This window comes from Streptomyces barkulensis (genome assembly GCF_002843305.1).
In the GTDB taxonomy this organism is placed as follows: Bacteria; Actinomycetota; Actinomycetes; order Streptomycetales; family Streptomycetaceae; genus Streptomyces; species Streptomyces barkulensis.
In genome coordinates this window covers 81,642-102,563 of sequence record NZ_PGSG01000025.1, presented here as the reverse complement: position 1 = coordinate 102,563, position 20,922 = coordinate 81,642, and the positions used below count along the sequence as shown (strand labels likewise).

General features: G+C 74.8%; 18 protein-coding genes. 3 read left to right on the top strand and 15 right to left on the bottom strand.

Features of this window, described 5'->3' with window-relative positions:
• Nucleotides 1-113 precede the first annotated feature (113 nt).
• Nucleotides 114-389: a hypothetical protein gene (locus CUT83_RS04995; protein WP_101254640.1), complete on the top strand. Its 276-nt coding sequence runs from the start codon at nucleotides 114-116 to the stop codon at nucleotides 387-389.
• Between the two features lie 202 nt (nucleotides 390-591).
• On the opposite strand, the gene CUT83_RS04990 is transcribed toward CUT83_RS04995, so the two are convergent.
• Nucleotides 592-2,196 carry an RDD family protein gene (locus CUT83_RS04990; protein WP_101254639.1) on the bottom strand — a complete coding sequence of 535 codons (1,605 nt, stop codon included), beginning with the start codon at nucleotides 2,194-2,196 and terminating at the stop codon, nucleotides 592-594.
• 197 nt (nucleotides 2,197-2,393) lie between these two features.
• Complete coding sequence (locus CUT83_RS04985) at nucleotides 2,394-2,879, bottom strand: Lrp/AsnC family transcriptional regulator (RefSeq protein ID WP_101254638.1); 486 nt, start codon at nucleotides 2,877-2,879, stop codon at nucleotides 2,394-2,396.
• A gap of 123 nt (nucleotides 2,880-3,002) precedes the next feature.
• Here CUT83_RS04985 and hppD point away from each other — a divergent pair, with 123 nt between their 5' ends.
• Nucleotides 3,003-4,145 (top strand): 4-hydroxyphenylpyruvate dioxygenase, encoded by a 1,143-nt coding sequence (hppD, locus tag CUT83_RS04980; RefSeq protein ID WP_101254637.1) that lies wholly within the window; start codon nucleotides 3,003-3,005, stop codon nucleotides 4,143-4,145.
• Between the two features lie 123 nt (nucleotides 4,146-4,268).
• On the opposite strand, the gene CUT83_RS31335 is transcribed toward hppD, so the two are convergent.
• The 7 genes from CUT83_RS31335 to CUT83_RS04950 all read right to left on the bottom strand — a co-directional run bounded on the left by CUT83_RS31335 (nucleotide 4,269) and on the right by CUT83_RS04950 (nucleotide 10,999).
• Nucleotides 4,269-4,859, bottom strand: a complete 591-nt coding sequence (locus tag CUT83_RS31335; RefSeq protein WP_101254636.1) for an RDD family protein — start codon at nucleotides 4,857-4,859, stop codon at nucleotides 4,269-4,271.
• A gap of 129 nt (nucleotides 4,860-4,988) precedes the next feature.
• Nucleotides 4,989-5,789: a S16 family serine protease gene (locus CUT83_RS04970; RefSeq protein ID WP_101254635.1), complete on the bottom strand. Its 801-nt coding sequence runs from the start codon at nucleotides 5,787-5,789 to the stop codon at nucleotides 4,989-4,991.
• 56 nt (nucleotides 5,790-5,845) lie between these two features.
• Nucleotides 5,846-6,490 carry an IclR family transcriptional regulator gene (locus CUT83_RS04965; RefSeq protein WP_101254634.1) on the bottom strand — a complete coding sequence of 215 codons (645 nt, stop codon included), beginning with the start codon at nucleotides 6,488-6,490 and terminating at the stop codon, nucleotides 5,846-5,848.
• 527 nt (nucleotides 6,491-7,017) lie between these two features.
• Nucleotides 7,018-8,811, bottom strand: a complete 1,794-nt coding sequence (locus CUT83_RS04960) for a DEAD/DEAH box helicase (protein ID WP_101254633.1) — start codon at nucleotides 8,809-8,811, stop codon at nucleotides 7,018-7,020.
• A 107-nt stretch (nucleotides 8,812-8,918) separates the two neighbouring features.
• The gene (locus CUT83_RS04955; protein ID WP_101254632.1) at nucleotides 8,919-9,311 is read right to left on the bottom strand and encodes a type II toxin-antitoxin system death-on-curing family toxin; all 393 of its coding nucleotides are present in this window, start codon (nucleotides 9,309-9,311) and stop codon (nucleotides 8,919-8,921) included.
• Nucleotides 9,308-9,448: a hypothetical protein gene (locus CUT83_RS30010; RefSeq protein ID WP_158238965.1), complete on the bottom strand. Its 141-nt coding sequence runs from the start codon at nucleotides 9,446-9,448 to the stop codon at nucleotides 9,308-9,310. Before CUT83_RS30010 ends, CUT83_RS04955 begins: the two co-directional genes overlap by 4 nt.
• A gap of 42 nt (nucleotides 9,449-9,490) precedes the next feature.
• Nucleotides 9,491-10,999: an MFS transporter gene (locus CUT83_RS04950; RefSeq protein ID WP_101254631.1), complete on the bottom strand. Its 1,509-nt coding sequence runs from the start codon at nucleotides 10,997-10,999 to the stop codon at nucleotides 9,491-9,493.
• Between the two features lie 338 nt (nucleotides 11,000-11,337).
• Here CUT83_RS04950 and CUT83_RS04945 point away from each other — a divergent pair, with 338 nt between their 5' ends.
• Nucleotides 11,338-12,597: a PP2C family protein-serine/threonine phosphatase gene (locus tag CUT83_RS04945; protein ID WP_101254630.1), complete on the top strand. Its 1,260-nt coding sequence runs from the start codon at nucleotides 11,338-11,340 to the stop codon at nucleotides 12,595-12,597.
• A gap of 22 nt (nucleotides 12,598-12,619) precedes the next feature.
• On the opposite strand, the gene CUT83_RS04940 is transcribed toward CUT83_RS04945, so the two are convergent.
• The 6 genes from CUT83_RS04940 to CUT83_RS04915 all read right to left on the bottom strand — a co-directional run bounded on the left by CUT83_RS04940 (nucleotide 12,620) and on the right by CUT83_RS04915 (nucleotide 20,808).
• The gene (locus CUT83_RS04940) at nucleotides 12,620-14,962 is read right to left on the bottom strand and encodes a xanthine dehydrogenase family protein molybdopterin-binding subunit (RefSeq protein ID WP_173915026.1); all 2,343 of its coding nucleotides are present in this window, start codon (nucleotides 14,960-14,962) and stop codon (nucleotides 12,620-12,622) included.
• Entirely contained in the window at nucleotides 14,959-16,527 is a 1,569-nt protein-coding gene (locus tag CUT83_RS04935; protein ID WP_101254629.1) for a 2Fe-2S iron-sulfur cluster-binding protein, read from the bottom strand. Before CUT83_RS04935 ends, CUT83_RS04940 begins: the two co-directional genes overlap by 4 nt.
• Nucleotides 16,524-17,384, bottom strand: a complete 861-nt coding sequence (locus tag CUT83_RS04930; protein WP_101254628.1) for an FAD binding domain-containing protein — start codon at nucleotides 17,382-17,384, stop codon at nucleotides 16,524-16,526. Before CUT83_RS04930 ends, CUT83_RS04935 begins: the two co-directional genes overlap by 4 nt.
• Before the next feature lie 357 nt (nucleotides 17,385-17,741).
• Nucleotides 17,742-19,475, bottom strand: coding sequence for a beta-N-acetylhexosaminidase (locus CUT83_RS04925; protein WP_101254627.1), 1,734 nt, complete (start codon nucleotides 19,473-19,475; stop codon nucleotides 17,742-17,744).
• Between the two features lie 325 nt (nucleotides 19,476-19,800).
• Nucleotides 19,801-20,094, bottom strand: a complete 294-nt coding sequence (locus CUT83_RS04920) for a DUF3039 domain-containing protein (RefSeq protein WP_101254741.1) — start codon at nucleotides 20,092-20,094, stop codon at nucleotides 19,801-19,803.
• 153 nt (nucleotides 20,095-20,247) lie between these two features.
• Nucleotides 20,248-20,808 carry a YqgE/AlgH family protein gene (locus CUT83_RS04915; RefSeq protein WP_101254626.1) on the bottom strand — a complete coding sequence of 187 codons (561 nt, stop codon included), beginning with the start codon at nucleotides 20,806-20,808 and terminating at the stop codon, nucleotides 20,248-20,250.
• Between the last annotated feature and the right edge of the window lie 114 nt (nucleotides 20,809-20,922).

Below are 20,922 nucleotides of genomic sequence, written 5' to 3'. Positions count from 1 at the left end.
TACCCGCGGCTGCGTACGGGCATCCGGCATCGTAGAGTCGTTCGACGGACCACGTTCGCCGTCCGGCGGCCTCGCCCCCGGTCAACCACCGATCCCGGAGGACGGATTCCGTCATGCCGCGTCCGAATCCCGCACAGCTCGCCTACGGTTCGGCCACCGTCATCCTCTCGGCTCTCGCGATGCTACTGGTGTCGCAGGCGCGTTCGGGAGCGGGGATCGCGGTCGTCGCGAGTGCGGCGCTCGCACTCGGACTGCTCGTCGCGGTCAGGGCGCCCGGCCGCCGCTCCTCAGCGACCTCGCGTCCGGTGGCCGGCGCGGTGCCCGCGCAGCGCGGCACGGAGACCGCCGACGGCGGCCGACGCCTGGCGGAGACCTCCTCGCGCCGCTGATCCGGCCGGGGCACGGGCCACCGGGCCGCGCGTGCCGGCCGTACGGCCGCCTTCTCCGGGGCGGTGGGGCCTCGGCGTCCGGCACGGCCTCCGTATCCGGCACGGCCTTCGCATATCTCATGCTCAGAGTCGACCGCGCCGGGGCCTGCCGCGCATCAGGGACGGGCCGTTCGGGGGACCCGGGACGCTTCGGCCCCGGGCGTCATCCGAGCGGGCCGGACTCCTCGGTGCCGCGTGCCACGAAGGTGCGCGCCGCCTTGTCGTGCCAGCACTGCCGCCACGGCCGGTCGAACAGGCACCACAGGACGTTGACCACTCCGACGCCCAGTGGCGCCAGCAGTCCGTACACCAGCCAGCGGCGCAGCGCTGCGCCGAAGGAGGGGGCGTCCTGCTCCTCGATGTCGAGCACCCGGACGCCGAACAGCTTCTTGCCGAGCGTGCGGCCCCACCGGGCGGTGGGCAGTACCTCGTAGAGGAGTCCGAACGCCAGCAGGGCGCCGAGCACGATCGCCAGGTAGACGCCGGTGGTGCCGTCGACCAGCCAGATCTGCCGTGTCTCACCGGCCTGTTCGGCCGCCTCCACCTGCTCGCGGAAGTGCTCGGTGCTGGGGCCGGCGAACGGGAGGGCCACCGCCGCGGCCACCGCCGCGGTGAGGACGCCGTCCACCACACGGGCGCCCAGCCGGCGTCCGAGCCCGGCGGGGCGCGCCTGCCGCCGGGCGGCCCGCAGGAAGGGGTCGTCGGCCGGGGGGCGCCAGGGTACGACCTGCTCCGGGCCGCCGGGCCGCCCGGCCGGCGACTGCTGCTGCGGCACGGCGGGTGCGGGGGCGTGCGGTGCGGGGGCGTGCGGTGCGGGGGCCGGATCGGCGGACACGGGGGCGCGCTGGGCCAGTTCGTGCACCTGCCGTGTCCAGGAGGGCTGCCCGGACGCGGGACCGGCGGGCGTGACGGGAGCGGCGGGACCCACCGGATCGGCGGGCGCGGGCGCCGCCGGTACGCCCGGAGCCGGTACGCCCGGAGCCGGTACGGCCGGAGCTCCCGCCTCGGGCGCCTCCGTACGCCGCAGCCCCACGATGTCCCCTGGCCTGACGGGCCGTCCGCCCGCCGCCGGGGCGGTGCCGGTGCCCTCGGGACGTACGGGCCGCATCCGCACGGTGCCCTCGTCGCGCGGCTGTGCGTTCCCGCCGCGCGGGTCCGGGCCCGGTCCCAGCGCCTGCGGAGCACGGCCCGCGCCCAGTGCCGGTGCGGCCGGGGCCGCCCCCTCGCCCGGATCGCCCGTGCCCCAGGAGACGCGGCCGTCCCGCTCCCCGTCGAGGCCCGTCTGCCGGGCGGCGTCGGCCTGCCAGGCGGACGCGGGCTCGGGTCCGCCGTGCGGCCGGGAGGGGTCGTTCCAGGCGGCCGCCCGGTCCCCCGGGCGGATCTCCACCTCGCCGCGTCCGCGCAGTTGGGGCAGGGAGTCGCCCGGAGCGGACGCCGGGGACCCGGCCCGGCCCCCGGCGTCCGCGGCCCCCTCCTCGTCCAGGAAGACCGGGCCCGTCTCCTCCTGCGGGGACTCGGCCGGCGCCGGGGAACCGGCCGCGGGGACGGCGGGGACGGCGGGCGCGGGGACGGCGGGCGAGGGCGGGGCCTGCACCACGACCCCGGGGGGCGCGGCGGGCATCGGCTCGCCCTCGCGGGGCTCGGGGCGGCTCGTTCCCGGTACCCACGCGGCGCCGTTCCAGTAGCGGATGTATCCCGGAATGGACGGATCGGGGTAGTAGCCCGGACCCGGGCTGCCGTTGGCGGATGCTGACGGAGGGGCGCTCATGTGTCCGGTCCCGTATCTGCTCGGCCGTCGCTGTGGCGTGTGCCGCTCCCCGTCCGGCGGCGTGGGCCGGGGAGCGCTGGCTCCACATCTACCAGAGACGGGACACCCCTCGCCCCGGCCATCGGCGACCCCACCCCCATCCAGCGACACCGAACCCCCGTCGTCCCCCCGCGGACCCCCGGGTCCATGACAGCGTGTCAGGAGGCGGACGCTCCGGCGTCCCCGGCCGCCTGGCGCACCAGCGGGACGATCCGCAGCGGCACCGGGTTCTCCATGACGATGGCCGTGGAGGCCCGCATGATGCCCTCGAACCCGACCACCTTGTCGATCACCCGCTGGAGGTCGGCGTTGGAGCGTGCCACCAGACGGCAGAGCATGTCGCCGCGGCCGGTGATGGTGTGCAGTTCCAGCACCTCCGGGACGGTCGCCAGGTGCGCCCGTACGTCGCGGCCCTGCCCCTGCCTGATCTCCAGCGTGGCGAAGGCGGTGACCGGGTAGCCGATGGCCGCGGGATCGACGTCGGGCCCGAAGCCGCGGATCACCCCGCCGCCCTGCAGCCGGTCCAGCCGCGCCTGCACGGTGCCCCGGGCCACTCCCAGGCGGCGGGAGGCCTCCAGCACGCCGATGCGCGGCTCGGCGGCGAGCAGTTCCAGCAGCCGGCCGTCCAGCTCGTCGATGCCCATGATCCGCCTCCCTGGTGGTCATCCTGTACAGATCGTCCGGAATGACAGGGGAATCACTGTACAGGTTGCTCAGCGTTCGCACGAACTATTGCGCATCTTGTGGAACAGCGGGAGTCTGCGGCCATGACTGAGACCATGCACAACACCCCCAGCACCGCCCGGCAGGCCGATCCCTTCCCGGTGAAGGGGATGGACGCGGTCGTCTTCGCCGTGGGCAACGCCAAGCAGGCCGCGCACTACTACTCCACGGCCTTCGGCATGAAGCTCGTGGCCTACTCCGGCCCCGAGAACGGCAACCGCGAGACCGCCTCCTATGTCCTGGAGTCGGGCTCCGCCCGCTTCGTCCTCACGTCAGTCATCAAGCCGGCCACCGAGCGCGGCCGGTTCCTCGCCGAGCATGTCGCCGCGCACGGCGACGGCGTGATCGACCTGGCCATCGAGGTGCCGGACGCGCGGGCCGCGTACGCCTACGCGATCGAGCACGGCGCCACCGGCCTGGAGGAGCCCCACGAGGTCAAGGACGAGCACGGCACCGTCGTGCTGGCCGCCATCGCCACCTACGGCCAGACCCGCCACACCCTGGTGGAGCGTTCCGGCTACGACGGCCCCTACCTGCCCGGTTTCACCGCGGCGAAGCCGATCACCGAACCCGGCCCCCGCTTCTTCCAGGCCATCGACCACTGCGTCGGCAACGTCGAGCTGGGGAAGATGGACGAGTGGGTGACCTTCTACAACAAGGTCATGGGCTTCACCAACATGAAGGAGTTCGTGGGCGACGACATCGCCACCGAGTACTCCGCGCTGATGTCCAAGGTCGTGGCCGACGGGAAGCGCAAGGTGAAGTTCCCGCTCAACGAGCCCGCGATCGCGAAGAAGAAGTCGCAGATCGACGAGTACCTGGAGTTCTACGGCGGTCCGGGCGTGCAGCACATCGCGCTCGCCACCAACGACATCGTCGCCACCGTGCGGGCCATGCGCGCCGCCGGTGTGGAGTTCCTGGACACCCCCGACTCCTACTACGACACCCTGGGCGAGTGGGTCGGCGAGACCCGGGTGCCGATCGAGGAGCTGCGCGAGCTGAAGATCCTCGCCGACCGCGACGAGGACGGCTATCTGCTGCAGATCTTCACCAAGCCGGTCCAGGACCGTCCGACGGTGTTCTTCGAGATGATCGAGCGCCACGGCTCCATGGGCTTCGGCAAGGGCAACTTCAAGGCCCTGTTCGAGGCCATCGAGCGCGAGCAGGAGCGGCGCGGCAACCTCTGAGCCGCCGCCTCCCGTTCCCCGTGCGCCGCGCGCGCCGCGCGCACGTCCCCGCGGCCCCGCCTCCCTGACGGCGGGGCCGCGGCCCGTTTCCGGGCGCGGCACCGCGCTCCGCCGTCGGGCCCGTCACCTGGTGCGGACCACCACGGTGCGCACGATCTTGTCGTGCAGCCCCTGGTGGAAGGGCTTGTCCCAGGTGCACCACAGATAGGCGAGCGGCACGCACATCGCGTTGTTGATGAGCCCCGCCATCAGATGGCGTCCCAGCGCTGCCCCGAAACCCACCTGCTCGCCGGTCTCGACACGCGCCACCTTCAGCCCGCACAGCCGCTTCCCCACGGTGCCGCCGGTGGCGGTGAGGGCGGGGTCGTAGAGGAGGAAGGCGAACAGGAGCGAGAAGACGATGCCGGTGATGGCCAGCCCCTCCGTCACGCCCTCGGGGTCGGTCTCCAGGTGCACGGCGCACGGCACGGTGATCCCGGCCACGATCGCCGCCATGACCAGAGCGTCCACCAGCTTCGCCAGGAAGCGCCTGCCCAGCGGGGCCACCAGCTCCGGCGGCGGGCCCGGCAGCGGCGGCGGCGCGTACGGGTACGGCGGGGGCGCGTAGGCGTACGGCCCAAAGGGGCCGGGCTGTCCGGGGAGGCCGGGCGGGGGCGTGTGGGGCGGCGCCGTGTGAGGCGGTATGTGGGGAGGCGGAGGCGTCGGGTGGCTCATGGCCTGTATCCAAGCAGCGCCCCACCCCACCGCCAAACCGCCCCCACCGCGCCCCGGCCGGCCCGTACCCCCGGCCGGGGTGCGGGTTCCGCCCGCGGGTGCGGGGGCTTCCCCCGGCTTTCGGAGGACTCAGCAGCCCGGTACGTGGCCGCCGTCCCGCAGCGCCCTCAGCGCGTTCAGCGCGCCCTCCAGGGTGGTGACGGGCACCAGGCGCAGATCCTCGGGGAGTTCGGTCCGCGCGTCGTCGCACTCCGCCTCGGGGACGAGGAAGACGGTGGCGCCGTCGCGCGCCGCCGCCTGGGTCTTGAGCGGGACGCCGCCGACCGGGCCGACCTCGCCGCGTGCGGTGATGGTGCCGGTTCCGGCGATCGTACGGCCGCCGGTGAGGTCGCCGTCGTCGATCTCGTCGACGACCCCGAGGGCGAACACCAGCCCGGCGCTGGGACCGCCGACGTCCGCGAGCCGCAGCTCCACCTCGACCTCGTCGGCGGACCTGCCCAGTTGGCGCAGTGCGGCCGTCACCGCCTCCGCCTGCGACTGCTCCATCTGGGCGGTGGTGTGCTCCTCGATCTCCTCGGCGTCGTCGCCGACCGGGTAGACCGAGTCGCGCGGCATCACCGCGCGGTCGGTGTCGAACCAGGCGTCCACCACGTCGGCCAGCCGCACGGTCGTGTCCGGCGCCGTCGCCGCGATGGTGGTCGCCAGCAGCCGCCCCTCCGGCTCGCCCGCCCCGGGGTCGCCGCCGCCGGGATCGCCGGCCCCGTCGACGGTGATGACCTGCCTGCCCCGGTACTCGCCCAGGACGTCCGCGGTGATCCCGGGCTGGGCGACCGAGAACGGCAGCGGGAGAAGCGCGGCGACCGCGAACAGCGCCGCGACGAGTGTCCCGCAGATCGCGAGGGCCAGGGTACGGGAGGACAGAGCCGGCATGGGGGTGAATCTAGTTCACCGCCGCCCCGCGCGCGTCGGCCGGGCTCCGCCGGCCGCTAACGGAGGAAGTCGGCGACATCCTGCGCCGCCTGCACCACACGGGGCCCCACCTTCTGCGGCACCGACTCCGACAGCATCACCACGCCGACGCTGCCCTCGATGCCGCTGACCCCCAGCAGCGGTGCGGCGGCGCCGCAGGCTCCGGCCTCCAGTTCGCCGCGGGTGAGGACGTAGCCGTCCTCCAGGTCCCGGTCCGGGCGGCGCCCGGCGAGGATCGCGCGCCCCGCCGCGCCCTTGTCGAGCGGGTGGCGGAAACCGGTGCGGTAGGCGACGTGGTAGTCGGTCCAGGTCGGCTCGACGACCGCGACGGCCAGGGCCTCGTTGCCGTCGACCAGTGTCAGGTGCGCGGTGGCGCCCACGTCCTCGGCCAGCGCCCGCAGCGCCGGCAGGGCCGCCTCACGCACCAGCGGATGGACCTGCCGCCCCAGCCGCAGCACCCCGAGCCCGACACGGGCCCGGCCGCCCAGGTCCCGGCGCACCAGGGAGTGCTGCTCCAGTGTGGCGAGCAGTCGGTAGACGACCGTCCGGTTGACCCCGAGCTTGCTGGAGAGCTCGGTGACGGTCAGGCCGTGGTCGGTGTCGGCGAGCAGTTTGAGGACGCGCAGTCCCCGGTCGAGCGTCTGAGATGTCTCCGCGGTCACGACGCCCCCTCCTCCGTTGTGTGCCGACGACTCCGTTCCGGGAGATGCGCCACCGGTCCCGTCGGCGGCGCGCATGCTGTTCCCGGCGAGCCGCCGGTCGCTTGGCGGGCCGCACCGGCTGCGCTCCGAGGCGGCGCTGCCACGGGGCGTGTGCGTGACGGGAAACCTAGCGATCCCGTCCGCCGTCCGGAAGACTCTGTCCAGAATCCGGGCGCGGCTGGCATGGTTTATCCGCATTGCGTACAGCAGCAGGTCACAGCGGCCCGGCCCCGGCGTGGGTACGCTCTCACGTCCATGCGCATAGCGCACAGATGCACACAACCGCGCTCATGGCGTCTACCGGGTGGTAAGGGGCGTGCGGGTCGCGTGGAATGCGCGGGAGCGTACGGAACCCGCGGAGGCGTACGGAGCCCGCGGAGGCGTACGGAACCCGCGGGAGCGTACGGAATGCGTGGAGGGCGCGGACCCGATCGCGTCCGCGCCCTCCACGTCCCTGCCCTTCGTGCCCGTCCCCGGGCCCGCCCGCGTCACCGCATCCGGGTGGCCCACTCGCGCACCTTGGCGATCCGCTGCTGGAGCTGTCCGGCCGTCGCCTCGGCGGTGGGCGGCCCGCCGCAGACCCGGCGCAGCTCGGTGTGGACCACGCCGTGCGGCTTGCCGCTCTGGTGGGAGTACGCGCCGACCAGCGAGTTGAGCTGCCGGCGCATCTCCAGCATCTCCTTGTGCGTGACCACCGGGCGCTTCTCGGCGGGCGTCTCCAGCAGGTCGGCCTCGGCGTCCGGCTTGCGGCGGCTGTGCGCGATCTGCCGCGCCTGCCGCTTCTGGAGCAGCAACTGCACCTGGTCCGGCTCCAGCAGCCCGGGGATGCCCAGGTAGTCCTGCTCCTCGTCGCTGCCGGGGTGGGCCTGCATCCCGAACTCGGCGCCGTCGTACATCACCCGGTCGAAGACCGCGTCCGACTCCAGCGCCTCGAAGGGCAGTTGGTCCTGCTCGCCGGTGTCCTCGTCCTGCTGCCGCTCGGCCTCCTCGAGGAGGCCGGCCTCCTCCGCGTACGGGTCCTCCTCGGAGTCCCCGCCCTTCTTGGGCTTGTCCAGGACGTGGTCGCGCTCGACCTCCATCTCGTGCGCGAAGCCCAGCAGCATGGGGATGGTCGGCAGGAAGACCGACGCCGTCTCGCCGCGCCGCCGGGAACGCACGAAGCGGCCGACGGCCTGGGCGAAGAACAGCGGCGTGGAAATCGTCGTGGCGTACACCCCGACCGCCAGGCGGGGGACGTCCACGCCCTCGGAGACCATGCGCACCGCGACCATCCAGCGGTCGTCGGATCCGCTGAACTCCTCGATCCGCTTGGACGCGCCTGTGTCGTCGGAGAGCACGACGGTCGCGGCGCTGCCGGTGATCTCGCGGATCAGCTTGGCGTAGGCGCGCGCCGAGTCCTGGTCGGCGGCGATCACCAGCCCGCCCGCGTCCGGGATCGCCTTGCGGACCTCCGACAGCCGGGTGTCGGCCGCGCGCAGCACGCTGGGCATCCAGTCGCCGCGCGGGTCGAGCGCGGTGCGCCAGGCCTGGGAGACGGCGTCCTTGGTCATCGGCTCGCCGAGCCTGGCCTCCAGCTCGTCGCCCGCCTTGCTGCGCCAGCGCATGTTGCCGCTGTAGGACAGGAAGATCACCGGGCGCACGACGCCGTCGGCGAGCGCCTTGCCGTAGCCGTAGGTGTAGTCGGCCACCGAGCGGCGGATCCCCTCGCCGTCCTCGGCGTAGGTGACGAACGGGATGGGGTTGGTGTCCGAGCGGAAGGGCGTACCGGTCAGGGCGAGGCGGCGGGTGGCGGGCTCGAACGCCTCGAAGCACGCCTCGCCCCAGGAGCGGGTGTCGCCGGCGTGGTGGATCTCGTCCAGGATGACCAGCGTCTTGCGCTGCTCGCAGCGGTTGCGGTGCAGCATCGGGCGCACTCCGACCCCGGCGTACGTCACCGCCACCCCGTGGTACTCGCGGCCCAGCGGGCCCGCGCTGTACTCCGGGTCCAGTCTGATGCCCACTCTCGCCGCCGCCTCGGCCCACTGTTTCTTCAGGTGCTCGGTCGGCGCGACGACCGTCACCTGCTGCACGACGTGGTGGTGCAGCAGCCAGGAGGCCAGGGTGAGGGCGAAGGTCGTCTTTCCCGCGCCCGGGGTCGCGACGGCGAGGAAGTCGCGCGGCTGCTTCTCGATGTACGAGTCCATCGCGGCCTGCTGCCAGGCGCGCAGCTTGCCCGCCGTACCCCAGGGGGCGCGGCCGGGGAACGCGGGCGAGAGGTGGTGGGACGTGGTCGTGGTAGTCACGGTCTCCGCTGAACTGGGTCGGCGATCGGCAACCGCGTCAGACTACCGGGGCGCCCGGTCCGCCATCCGGGTGACATCCCGGGGAGCGGACCGGGGTGCGGTCCACATCACGGATCGGCGGTGTCCCGCAGCAGGCGCAGCCGCTCGCCGATCAGCCGGGCGTCGTCCAGTTCCCCGGTCGCCACCGCGATCACCAGTTCCTCGGCGGCGTCGATGTCGGGACGCAGCCGCTCGCCGTTCAGCGACAGGAACGTCACGCACGACAGCCACGCCGTCCGCTTGTTGCCGTCGACGAACGGATGGTTGATCGCCAGCGCCTGGAGCAGGGCCCCGGCCTTGCCGAACACGTCCGGGTACACCTCCTCGCCGAACGCCGAGGCCGCGGGACGGTGCGCCGCCGACTCCAGCAGGCCGGCGTCGCGCACGGCCACCCGCATGTCGTCGCAGGCGTATTCGGTGACGGTCAGGACCTCTTCGGGGGTGAGGTGGAAGAAACTCACTTCAGCCGCTCCAGAAGTTCACGCCACCTGGCGGCCTCGCGGCCGGCCGTCTCGCGCACCGCCTTCTCGCGGGAGGCGCGCTCGCCCGGCTCGGCGGAAGTCCGAAGGCGTCCTGCGGCGCCGCGGTTCGTCTTCATGGCCCAACGCTATGGGCCGGACGGTGCCGCGTGCACATGGTTTCACCTCCCCGCCCGCAGCCGCCCCGCCACCAGGGCGCCCGCCAGGGCGACCGCCGCCGCCGGGAGGTAGACCGCCACGAACGCCGCCGGGTGGGAGGCCGAGGCGGCGCCCGCCGCCTGGCCCGCGCCGTGCCCCACCGACACCGCGCCGCCGCCCAGGCCCGCGAAGAGCGCGCCGCAGGCGGCGAGCAGCACGATGTTGGACAGCCCGTCGCTCAGCTGGAGGGCGGCGGAGTTGGCGCCCGCCTCCTCCGGCTTCGACAGCTTCAGCAGCAGCACGCTCGTGGACGAGATCACCACGCCCATCCCGAAGCAGCCCACCGCCTGCGCGACCGCCGCCGTCCACACCGGCACGGACTCCAGCAGCACCAGCGGTGTGGCCGCGATCCCCGCCGTCACCAGCACCATGCAGTACCGCACCAGCCGTTCCCGGTGCGCCTCGGCGAAGGGCCGGGACTGGAGGAAGGAGCCCAGCGCCCAGGTCGCGCCGCCCGCCGCGAGGGAGAGGCCGGCCATCGTCACCGACAGCCCGCGCTGGCTCACCAGCATCAGCGGAACGAAGCTCTCCGCCACGATGAACGATCCCGCCGCGATGCCGCGCATCAGCACCACCGTCGGCAGCCCGCGCGCGGCGCGGAACGTGCCGCGCGGCAGCAGTCCGAGCGCGGCCGGGACCATCAGGGCCGCCCCGGCCGCGGCCGGTACCAGGGAGATCCAGCGCAGGTCCTGGCCGGCGTACTGGAGGAGCCCGGCCCCCAGCGACACCGCCACCGCCAGCCGCATCAGCCGGCGGTCCGGCGGCCTCGCACCGCCGGGCGGCGGCCCCGCGGCGGCCCGCCGCAGGGGCGGCAGCATGACCGCGATGGGCAGGACGACCAGGGCGGGGATGCCCAGGAACACCCAGCGCCAGCCGAGCTGCTCGGTGACCGTGCCGGCGATCAGCGGTCCGACGACGGCCGGGATCACCCAGGAGGCCGCGAAGGCGGCCATCACCGTGGGCCGCAGCCGCTCGGGGTAGGCGCGGCCGACGGTGACGTACAGCGCGACGATCACCAGGCCGCCGCCGACGCCCTGCACCGCGCGGCCGAGGACGAAGACCCACATCTGCGCCGCCGTGCCCGACAGCAGCAGGCCGACGGCGAAGGACCCGATCCCGGCGGCCAGCGACGCCAGCGGCCCGCTGCGGTCGCACCACTGGCCGGCGGCGACCATGCCCAGCAGGCTGGTGGTGAAGTAGGCGGAGAAGGCGAAGGCGTACAGCGACACCCCGTCGAGCCGGTCGGCGGCGACGGGCATGGCCGTGCCGACGGCCGTGGCCTCGAAGGCGATGAGGAGGACGACGGAGACGATGCCCAGGGTCAGCGCCCGGTAGGTGCGGCCCAGCACCCCGCCGTCCGCCTCCGGTGTGGGCACCGGGGTGAGGACGGGGGTGAGGACGGGGGTGACGGGGGCCACTGTGCCGAGGTCCCCGACCGGGGGGCCGTCGAGCTCGTCGTCGAGTGCGGTCATGCGCTCAGAGTAAGGCCCGTCTCCGACACTGGCGCCTGTCATAGGGCGGTGACCGGCTCGTCCTTCGGACCCAGGTCTCCGGGAAGGGGTCTTCCGCCGGCCCGGAGGAGCGTGTTCCCGGGCGGTTCGCCCCGCTCCGGGGGGGGCGCCCGCACGGCCCGCCGCACGACCGGCAGCGGGGCTCGCCGCACGGCCGCGCGCACTGAAACGGAAAGCCGGGGCATACGGACCACAGAAGGCACGGCAGCGGATCTTGACGGGCGCGGCATCCGGGGTGGAGGGCCGGAGCGCGCCGACGACGGCCCGGAACGAGCGTGTTCCGGCGAGGGGAGTTGACGATGACGGTCGAGTACGACACCGAACGGGGCACCCACACGGGGATCCTGGCGGCGGCGGAGGCCGCGTCGCCGGTGGAGTCCGTCGATGTGGTGGCCCGGGAACTCAAGCGGCGCTTCGGCGCGACCTCGGTGTCGTTCCTCATCACCGACCTGGCACGGCAGTCGGTGGTGCGGATGAGCACGGCGGGCGAGGTCGGGACGGGCGAGAGCACGGAGACCATCCCGCTGTTCGGGACCGTCTACGGCGACGTGATCCGCACCCAGCGGCTGCGGCTGGCCGGCTCCGTCGACGGGGACAGCGGACAGCGGGTGCTCGCCCCGGTCACCAACCGCGGGGACTCCATCGGTGTGCTGGAGGTGCGCGTCCCGGCCGATCCGGACCGCAGGACGCTGCGGGAGATCAGCCGGGCCGCCCACACACTGGCCTACATCGTCATCGCCAACCAGCGCTTCACCGACCTCTACCAGTGGGGGCAGCGGACGGCCCCGCTCAGTCTGGCCGCCGAGATCCAGCACAATCTGCTGCCCTCCTCGCTGTCGTGCGAGGCCGCGCAGTTCGCGGTGGCCGGAGCGCTGGAGCCGGCGGGCAACGTCGGCGGGGACACCTTCGACTACGCCCTGGACCGCGACACCCTGCACCTGTCCGTCACCGACGCCATGGGCCACGAGGTGAACGCCGCCATGCTCGCCACCCTGCTGGTCGGCGCCCTGCGGGGCGCGCGCCGCGCGGGCTGCGACCTGGCCGAGCAGGCGCGGCGGGCCCACCGGGCCATGGTCGACCACAGCGGCGGCGCCATGGCGACGGGGCTGCTGCTGCGGGTGGGCCTGCGCGACGGGCGGGTCTCGCTCGTCAACGCGGGCCACCCCTGGCCCCTGCTGCTGCGGGGCGGCAGGGTGGAGGAGGTCGGGCTGAGGGTCAACCTGCCCTTCGGGGTCCCCTCGCAGCGCCTGTACGAGGTGCAGGGGATGGAGCTGCGGCCGGGTGACCGGCTGGTCATCCTCACCGACGGGATGCTGGACCGCCGCTCCCGGCTCGTCGACCTGCCCGCGCTGCTCAAGGACACCCAGGAGCTCCATCCGCGCGAGGCGACCCAGATCCTGACCATGGCGGTCCTGGACGCCAACAGAGGCGAGCTGAAGGACGACGCGACCGTGATGTGCCTGGACTGGTACGGCCCCGAGCCGGTGCGCCGCGACGCGCACACCGGCGCCAGCCTCACCCAGGCCTCCCCCGCCCTGTTCCCCCGCCCCCGGGGCTGAGCGCCGCCGGGGCCGGCGGTGCTCAGGGGTTGGCCACCGCGGCCTGCGGGCGGATCGGCAGCCGGTTGACCGGGCGTCCGGTCGCCGCGCGCACCGCCGCCGCCACCGCCGCCGGGGAGACCACCACCGGCACCGCGCTGACCGACTTCGCGCCGAAGGGCGCGACCACGTCCCGCTCCTCGACCAGCTCCACGATCCGGATGTCCGGGGCGTCCAGCGCGGTCGGCAGCGGATAGGCCGTCAGGTCGGGGTGGCGCACCACGCCGCGCGAGACCCGCAGGTGCTCAGTGAGGGCGGCGCCGACGCCCTGGGTGACGCCCGCCTCGATCCGGGCGCGCAGCTGCTGGGGGTTGAGGACCCGGCCCACGTCCTGGGCCACGGCCATCTCCACCACCCGGACCGTACCCAGCTCCACGTCCACGTCCACCACGGCCCGGATCGCGGCGAAGGCCAGGCTGACGAAGGCGTCGCCCTGGCCGGTGTCGTCCAGCGGCTCGGTGGGGTGGGGGCGGCACTGGGCGGTGGCCCACAGCTCCTTGCCCTCCAGGGCCTCGGCGACGGTGGTGCTGAGCACTCCGTCGTAGGAGGTGATCTTTCCGTCGGCGATGGTCAGCAGCTCGGTGGACATCCCGAACTTCGCGGCCAGCGGCTGGAGGAGCTGGGTGCGGACCATCTTGGCGGCCCGTTCCACCGCGCCGCCCGAGACCCAGGTGTGGCGCCCGCGCGCGCCCGGTCCGGCCGGGGGCTGGTCGGTGTCGACGGCGACGACGTGCACCTCCTCGACGCCGAGGATCTCCTGGACGATCTGCCGGGCGAGGGTGGAGAAGCCCTGTCCGGTCTCCACGGCCGCGCACATCACCGTGGCGACGGGCCCGTCGACCTTCACCGTGGCCGTGGACACCTCGTCGGCGCCCTCCGCCCCCAGCATGTGGACCATGCCCAGCGCGAAGCCGATGCCGCGCCGCACCGCGCCGGGGTCGCCGGCGCCCTCGGGGCCGCCGGGCAGCAGCCACTCCTCCGGGCCCGGGGCGCCGTCCGCTCCGTCGGCGGGCAGCGGCGGCAGCGGCGCCTGACGCACCGCGCGCAGCAGTTCGGCCACGGGTGCGGGGCAGGTGACGGTCTGGCCGGTGGGCAGCAGGTCGCCGGTGGCCATGACGTTGCGCATCCGCAGCTCGACCGGGTCCATGCCCAGCCTGGCGGCGAGCTTGTCCATCTGGCCCTCGTACGCGGCGCACACCTGCATCGCGCCCTCGCCGCGCACATGGCCCGACGGAGGGTTGTTGGTGCGCACGGCCCAGCCGTCGATCGCGGCGTGGGGTACCACGTACGGGCCGGCGGCGAAGGAGACGGCGGCGGCCAGCGCGTCGGCGGAGTCGTCGGCGTAGGCGCCGGCGTCCAGCAGTATCTGCGCCTCGACCTTGACCAGCCGGCCGTCGGAGTCGGCGTGGTGGCGGTAGCGCAGCAGGGTGGGGTGGCGGTGGGCGTGGCCGAGGAAGGACTCCTCGCGGCCGGCCGCGAGCTTGACCGGGCAGCCCGTCCGCATCGCCAGCAGACCGAGCGGGAGCTGCACGCTCAGGTCCTCGCGGTCGGCCATGGCTCCGGGGACGCCGGTGACGACGACCTTGACCTGCTCGGGGCGGAGCCCGAAGCAGGCGGCGGCCAGATCGCGGTCGGTGTGCGGGTCGGTGGAGGCGGTGTAGATCTCCACTCCGCCGTCGGTGCGCGGCACGGCGAGTCCGGCCTCGGCTCCGATGGGGGCCGGGTCCTGGCGGCCGATGCGGTACAGGCCCTCGACGACCACCTCCCCGGTGACGGACTCGTCGCCGTAGCGCAGGGGGATGTGCCGGATCAGGTTGCCGTCCGGGTGGATCGACTCGGCCTCGAAGGCCTTCTCCGGATCGGTGACCGGCTCCAGGATCTCGTACTCGACCGCGATGGCGGCGGCGGCCAGCCGCGCGGTGTCGGGGTGGTCGGCGGCGACGGCGGCGATGGGCTCGCCGTGGTGGCGCACCGTGTCGCGGGCGAAGGCGGGCCGGTCGGCGACCCGGCGGCCGTGGGTGGCGTCGCCGGGCACGTCCTCATGGGTGATGACGGCCCGCACGCCGGGCATCTCGGCGGCCGGCGCGGTGTCGACGGAGACGATGCGGGCGTGCGGGTGCGGGGAGCGCAGCACGGCGGCCCACAACAGCCCCTCGGCCCACAGGTCGGCGGCGTAGGGGAAGGTCCCCTGGACCTTGGCGAGTGCGTCGGCGGGCTGGAGCGAGGCTCCGAGTCCGTGCCGCGCCTGCTCGGCCTCCTGCCCCGCTGCCGTACCGGTGAGGGGCACTCCCTGGGCCGGGGTGGCGGTCACCGCGTCACTGCTCACTGCGCGCCTCCGTCCTGCGGCGGGTCGTGGTGGGTGCGGGGCGATGCCGGCCCGGCCTGGTGCGGGATGTGGACGCGGGAGCCGTCGCCCCGCTCCCCGCCGTCGCCGGTGCGGTGGCCCGCGGCCCCGGCCTCCCGTGCCTCGGCCTCCCGTTCCCGGACCTCGGCGAGCGCGGCGGCCGCGGCCTCGCGCTCGGCGACGACCGTGCGGACGGCGTCGAGCACGCCCCGGTAGCCGGAGCAGCGGCAGAGGTTGCCGCTGACGGCCTGGCGGGTCTCCAGCTCCGTCGGGTCGTGGTTGCCCTCGAGGAGGTCGTGCAGGGTCATCGCCATGCCGGGCACGCAGAAGCCGCACTGCACGGCGCCGCAGGCGGCGAGCGCCCGCTGCACGTCGCAGGGCTTGCCGCCCTGGGCCAGTCCCTCGACGGTGCGGATCTCGGATCCGGCGGTGGTCGCGGCGGGCACCAGGCAGGAGGCGACCAGGCGCCCGTCGACCTGGACGGAGCAGGCCCCGCACTCCCCCTGCGAGCAGCCGTCCTTGGCGCCCGCCAGGCCGAGGCGCTCGCGCAGCACGTAGAGCAGGGACTCGCCGATCCAGGCGTCGGTCACGGGCCGCTCGGACCCGTTGACGCGCAGGACGTACGAGACGTGCGGGTGCTCGCTGTCGACCTCGGCGGCGCGCGGCACGGAGGGGTCGGCGGGCTGGTCGGCGGGCGGCTCCCCCGCGTCCGGGACATCCGGGGCGTCCGGGGCGTCTTCGGCCTCCGGAGCGTCCTTCGTGCCCGGCTCCCCCGGCTCCGCCGTCTCCGTTGTATCCCCCGGCTCAGCCGTGTCCCCCGGCTCAGCCGTCTCCCGGTCGTGTGCCTCCGGGGCGTGTGCCCCCGGGTCGTCCGCCTCCCCCGGACCGCGGGCCGGCGGCGGCTCGGGCACCCGCCCCGCCGCCGCGGCGGCCAGGTACTCGCCGGAGTCGTCGGGGCTGCCCGCGGCCGCGAACGGGATCGACCACTGGCCGGTCGCGCCGGGCGCGGGTACCGCGCTCCAGTCGCCGCCGGGGTCCTCCGTCTCCCGCGGACGGCGCTGCTGCCGTACACGCGCCTCGTGCGAGCCGGCCAGGGCCGCCGCGGCGCCCTGCCCCATGGCGGCGGCCGCGCCCTGCGGCGGGGTCCGCTCGCCCTCGGGCCGCGGGGGCTCGCCGAAGGAGGCGGGGTCCGCGTACTCCGCGGGCTCCGCCTGGTTCCCGGCGAACGGCATGGTCCACTGCACCGGGGCCGCCGGGTCGGTGGTGGCCTCCGGGGTCAGCGGAGTCCGGCTCCCCGGCGCCGGGGGGGCGCCGGGGTCGATGGCTGGCGGCTCCCAGCCGTGTCCGGTGCCCGGCGCGGCGAGCGGCTCGGGCATGCCTCCGGGCCCGTCGGCGGGCCCGTACTGGTACGGACCCGGCAGATTCTCGGGAAGCTGTATGAAGGCGGTGGAGTCGCCGTCGTACTCGCCTCCCCAGCCGCCCTCGGGCGCCGGAGGAGGTACGGGCCGGCCGTCCTGCCGGAACGGCCCCTGCTGGTCGTTGCTCATGCGAGTGCCCTCCCGAGCCCCCGTCGGGCCAGTGTCGCCACCGTACGCCGTACGTGCAGTGCCGCGGGCGGAAGTACGGGGGCCTCCCCCCCGCCCTCCGGGGCGGGGGGATCGGGGATGCAGGCCATGGCGACGTAGTCGCCGAACGCGGCCAGCGCCTCGGGGGCCAGGGCCCGTCGTCCGTCCCAGTCGATGAGCGACGCCACCCACTGCTCGGCCTCCACCGGGCGCAGCGGCATCGGCGCGACGGCGCCGACCGCGCAGCGCACCCCGCGGCGGACGGGGTCGAGCACGACGGCGACCGAGGCCAGGGCGCGTCCGGGGCCGGTGCGGCCGGTGGCCTTGAGGAAGGTCTGCGGGGCGTGCAGCAGCGGCACGCGCACATAGCCGACGATCTCGCCGGGCCGCAGCATCTCCATGCCGGTCAGCAGGTGGCTGACGGGGACCTCGCGCAGCGCGCCGCCCGGACCCGCGATCAGCACCGTGGCCTCCAGCGCGGCCAGGACGGGCAGGGAGTCGCCGGTGGGCGCGGCGGTGACGATGTTGCCGCCGAGCGTCCCGGCGTTGCGGATCTGCGGCGGTCCGGCGGCGCGGGCGGCGGCGGCCAGGGCGGGGATGAGGGCGGCGAAGTCGGGGCGTCCCATACGGGCGTGGGTGAGGCCGGCGCCGAGCAGCGCGTGGCCGTCCTGGTACTCCCAGCCGCGGATCTCGCTGATCCGGCCCAGGCCGACCAGCGCCGCGGGCCTCAGCAGCCCGGAGTTCACCCCGGACATCAGGTCGGTGCCGCCCGCGACGGGCACGGCGGCAGGCGTGGCGGCGAGAGCGGCCACGGCCTCGTCGAGCGTGGCCGGCAGCATGACCGGCTGCGCCGCCCGTGGTGCGTGCGGTGCGTGCGTGCTCAATCCAGCGCCCCTTCCCCGGTCGTCCCGGCTGCCCAGCCGTACCGTACGTGCTGGGAACCCGGACGTGGCAACTCTGGCACATTCCGGGGGGCCGCCGGAGCCGGGGTCCGTGAAGGCAGCATCCGTCCCTGACCTGGCCGATGGCCCGCTTTCGGCGGTTGTCACCGAGACAAGCGCCTTGCCACTCCTGGGAGACCTTGTACTACTTTATACGGGCTGTTTCGGGTGTCGTTCGGGAGCGGTTCGGGCGTCGTTCGGGAGCGGTTCGGGCGTCGTTCGGGAGCGGTTCGGGAGCGGCCAGGGGACCGGTCTTCAGGACATCTCCGGCGGCTCCTCGAACGGGCGCCCCTCGATGCCGGGGCGGCGCTGCCACGGGTGCGGCCCGGACGGCGGCCGGTAGGCCACGCCCAGGGCGTCGAGGCGGGCGTAGTGGGCGGCGGCCATCCGCCGCTCGAAGTCCCCGAACCGCCGCTCGAGATCCCCGGGGCCCTCCGCCCCGTCCCCGCCGCCCGGCCCCGACCACACCACCTCGGCGAAGGCGGCCAGCCGCGGGAAGGCCTGGTAGTCGGCGCGCCGCTGGTCGTCCACGACCTCCGTCCACAGGTTGGCCTGCGCGCCGAGGACGTGCTCCGCCGCGCCGGTGCCCGCGAGTTCGGGCGGCACGGGGTCGAAGCCGTACACGTCGCGCAGGGTGCGCACGTACCCGATGGGCACCGGCTCGTCCTCGCCGTCGTCCTGCCGGTGGTCGAGGTAGACCTGCTGCTCGGGGCACATCACCGCGTCATGCCCGGCCCGTGCGGCGGCGACCGCGCCCGAGCGGCCCCGCCAGGAGGAGACCACCGCGCCGGGGCCGAGTCCCGCGCCGCTCGTACCGGCCGTGCCGTTCGTGCCGTTCGTGCCGTTCGTGCCGGCCCCCAGGATCTCGTCCCATCCCACGAGGCGGCGCCCGCGCTCGGCCAGCCAGCGGTCGAAGTGCCGTACGAACCAGCCGTGGAGGGCCTCCACACCGTCCAGGCCGAGCCGCTCCGCCCGTGCCCGCGCGGTCGGCGAGCGCCGCCACTGGTCCGCGGGGCACTCGTCACCGCCGATGTGCACGAACTCGCCCGGGAACAGCTCCAGCACCTCCTCGAACACACCCTCGTAGAAGCGGAGTACGTCCTCGGTGGGGGCCAGGACCTCGGGGCTGACACCCCAGTCGTCCCACACCCGGGGGGCGTCCGCGCGGGCGTCGGTGTTGCCCAGTTCCGGGTAGGCGGCGACGGCCGCCTGCGAGTGGCCGGGCAGGTCGATCTCGGGGACGACGGTGATGTGGTGCCCGGCGGCGTGGGCGACGATCTCGCGGATGTCGTCGTGGGTGTAGAAGCCGCCGTGCGGGCGCACGTCCCACAGCGGGGAGGCCCGGTGCCCCAGCTTCGTTCGCCCGCGCCAGGCGCCGACCTCGGTGAGCCGGGGGAAGCGCTCGATCTCCAGGCGCCACCCCTGGTCGTCCGTCAGATGCAGGTGCAGCACGTTGAGTTTGTGCGCGGCGAGCAGCTCGATCCAGCGCAGCACGCCGTCCTTGGGCGTGAAGTGCCGGGCGGTGTCCAGCATGAGGCCGCGCCAGGCGAAGCGGGGCGCGTCGGCCACCCGGACGCAGGGCAGCGACCAGGCGCGTCCGGGCAGCGGCGCGCGGCGGTACGCGGCGGGGCCGAGGAGCTGCCGCAGCGTCTGGGCGCCCCAGAAGACACCGGGGGCCGCGCCGCCGCGGATCTCGGCGCCGTCGCCGGTCACGTCCAGCCGGTAACCCTCGGGGCCGAGTTCGGCGGCCACCGTCTCGTCCACGCGCAGCCGTACGACGGCGCCGCGGCCGCCGCCCGCGCCTTCCCCGCCGCCTTGGCCCGCGGGCGGCAGGGGCAGGCCGGTGGCCGCGGCGAGGGCGGTGCGCAGCCAGTGGGCGGCCCGCCCGGCGCCGGGGCCGGCGTCGAGCGCCGTCCGCGCGTCGAGTGCCAGCCGTCCGCCGCCGTCCTCGACGGAGCGCGGCAGGGGGACCAGATCGGGCTCGTACATGCCCGGTTCTCCTCGTGTGTTCCGCGGGCCGCGCAGGCCGTCGGCGCGTGCCCTCGTCCTCGGCGTCCCGCTCCGGGGCGACCCTGGAGAAGCAGCGTTGCATCCTGTGCAATATCTGTTTCGCTATGCACAACCGCACAGGAGAGTAGGGCAACCCGCGACGGCCGACAAGGCGTCCCGGCCGCTCCCGGACGCCTGCCCGGACGCACGGCGGCCCCCGGAACGCACCGGGGTGCGTTCCGGGGGCCGCTGAAGGAGTGACGGACCCTGTGCGGGGCGGATCAGGGCCGGACGGGGGAGGAGGGGGAACCGCCGGGAGGCGGCGTCACTTCCCGCCGTCGCCGTCCTTGCCCTTGCCCTTGTCGCCGCCGGCTCCCATGGACTCGTAGATCTCCTTGCACATGGGGCAGACCGGGTACTTCTTGGGGTCGCGCCCCGGGACCCAGACCTTGCCGCAGAGCGCGACGACGGGGGTCCCGTCGAGCGCGCTGGCCATGATCTTGTCCTTCTGGACGTAGTGGGCGAAGCGCTCGTGGTCGCCATCGCCGTGGGACACCTGCGGGGTGGGCTCGACGAGGGTGCCGGTGCCCGTCCCGCGCTCGGGCTCAGGAGTGCTCATGGGCCCCAAGGGTACTGCGACCGCACCCGGGGGCACCCGGGCCCGCCCCGTCCGGAGCAGCGGGCCGGGGCTCCGGGGCGTGTCGTGGAAGTCCCGCCCGCGGGCGGCGCCGTGCACGCCCACGGGCGCGCGACGCCTCTTCCACGACACGCCCTAGTTCAGTGAGGGATCGTCGGGATACGTGGCCACCATCGCCAGCTCGCTGCGCTGGCGGCGCAGCACGGACCGCCACAGTCGCTCCGGTTCGGGCGCGAAGACGTCGCCGGGTTCGGACTCCACCACGTACCAGGCGCCCTCCTCCAGTTCGTTCTCCAGCTGGCCCGGCCCCCAACCGGCGTAGCCGGCGAAGATCCGCAGCGAGCCCAGTTCCGCGGCCAGCAGTTCGGGCGGCGCCTCCAGGTCCACCAGACCGATGGCCCCGTGCACCCGCCGCCACCCCAGCGGGCCCTCGCTCCCCGGGATGACGGCCACCCCGAGCGCCGCGTCCAGCGAGACGGGCCCGCCCTGGAAGACCACGCCCGGCTCCCCCGCCAGCGCGGCCCAGGGCTCCAGTACGTCGCCGACGTCCACGGGCGTCGGCCGGTTGAGGACGATGCCGAGCGAGCCCTCCTCGTCGTGGTCGAGGAGCAGCACCACCGCACGGTCGAAGTTCGGGTCGGTCAGCGTCGGTGTCGCGACGAGCAGCCGCCCGGTGAGCGAGGTCACCTCGGTCATGCCCCAATGATCCCGCACTCCGGGCCGGGACGGGGCCCCGAATCCCGGACAACACCGTGCAGCGGCCCGGAGACGGCGCGTGAGCGGGCGCGACCCGGCGCCGTCACGGGCCGC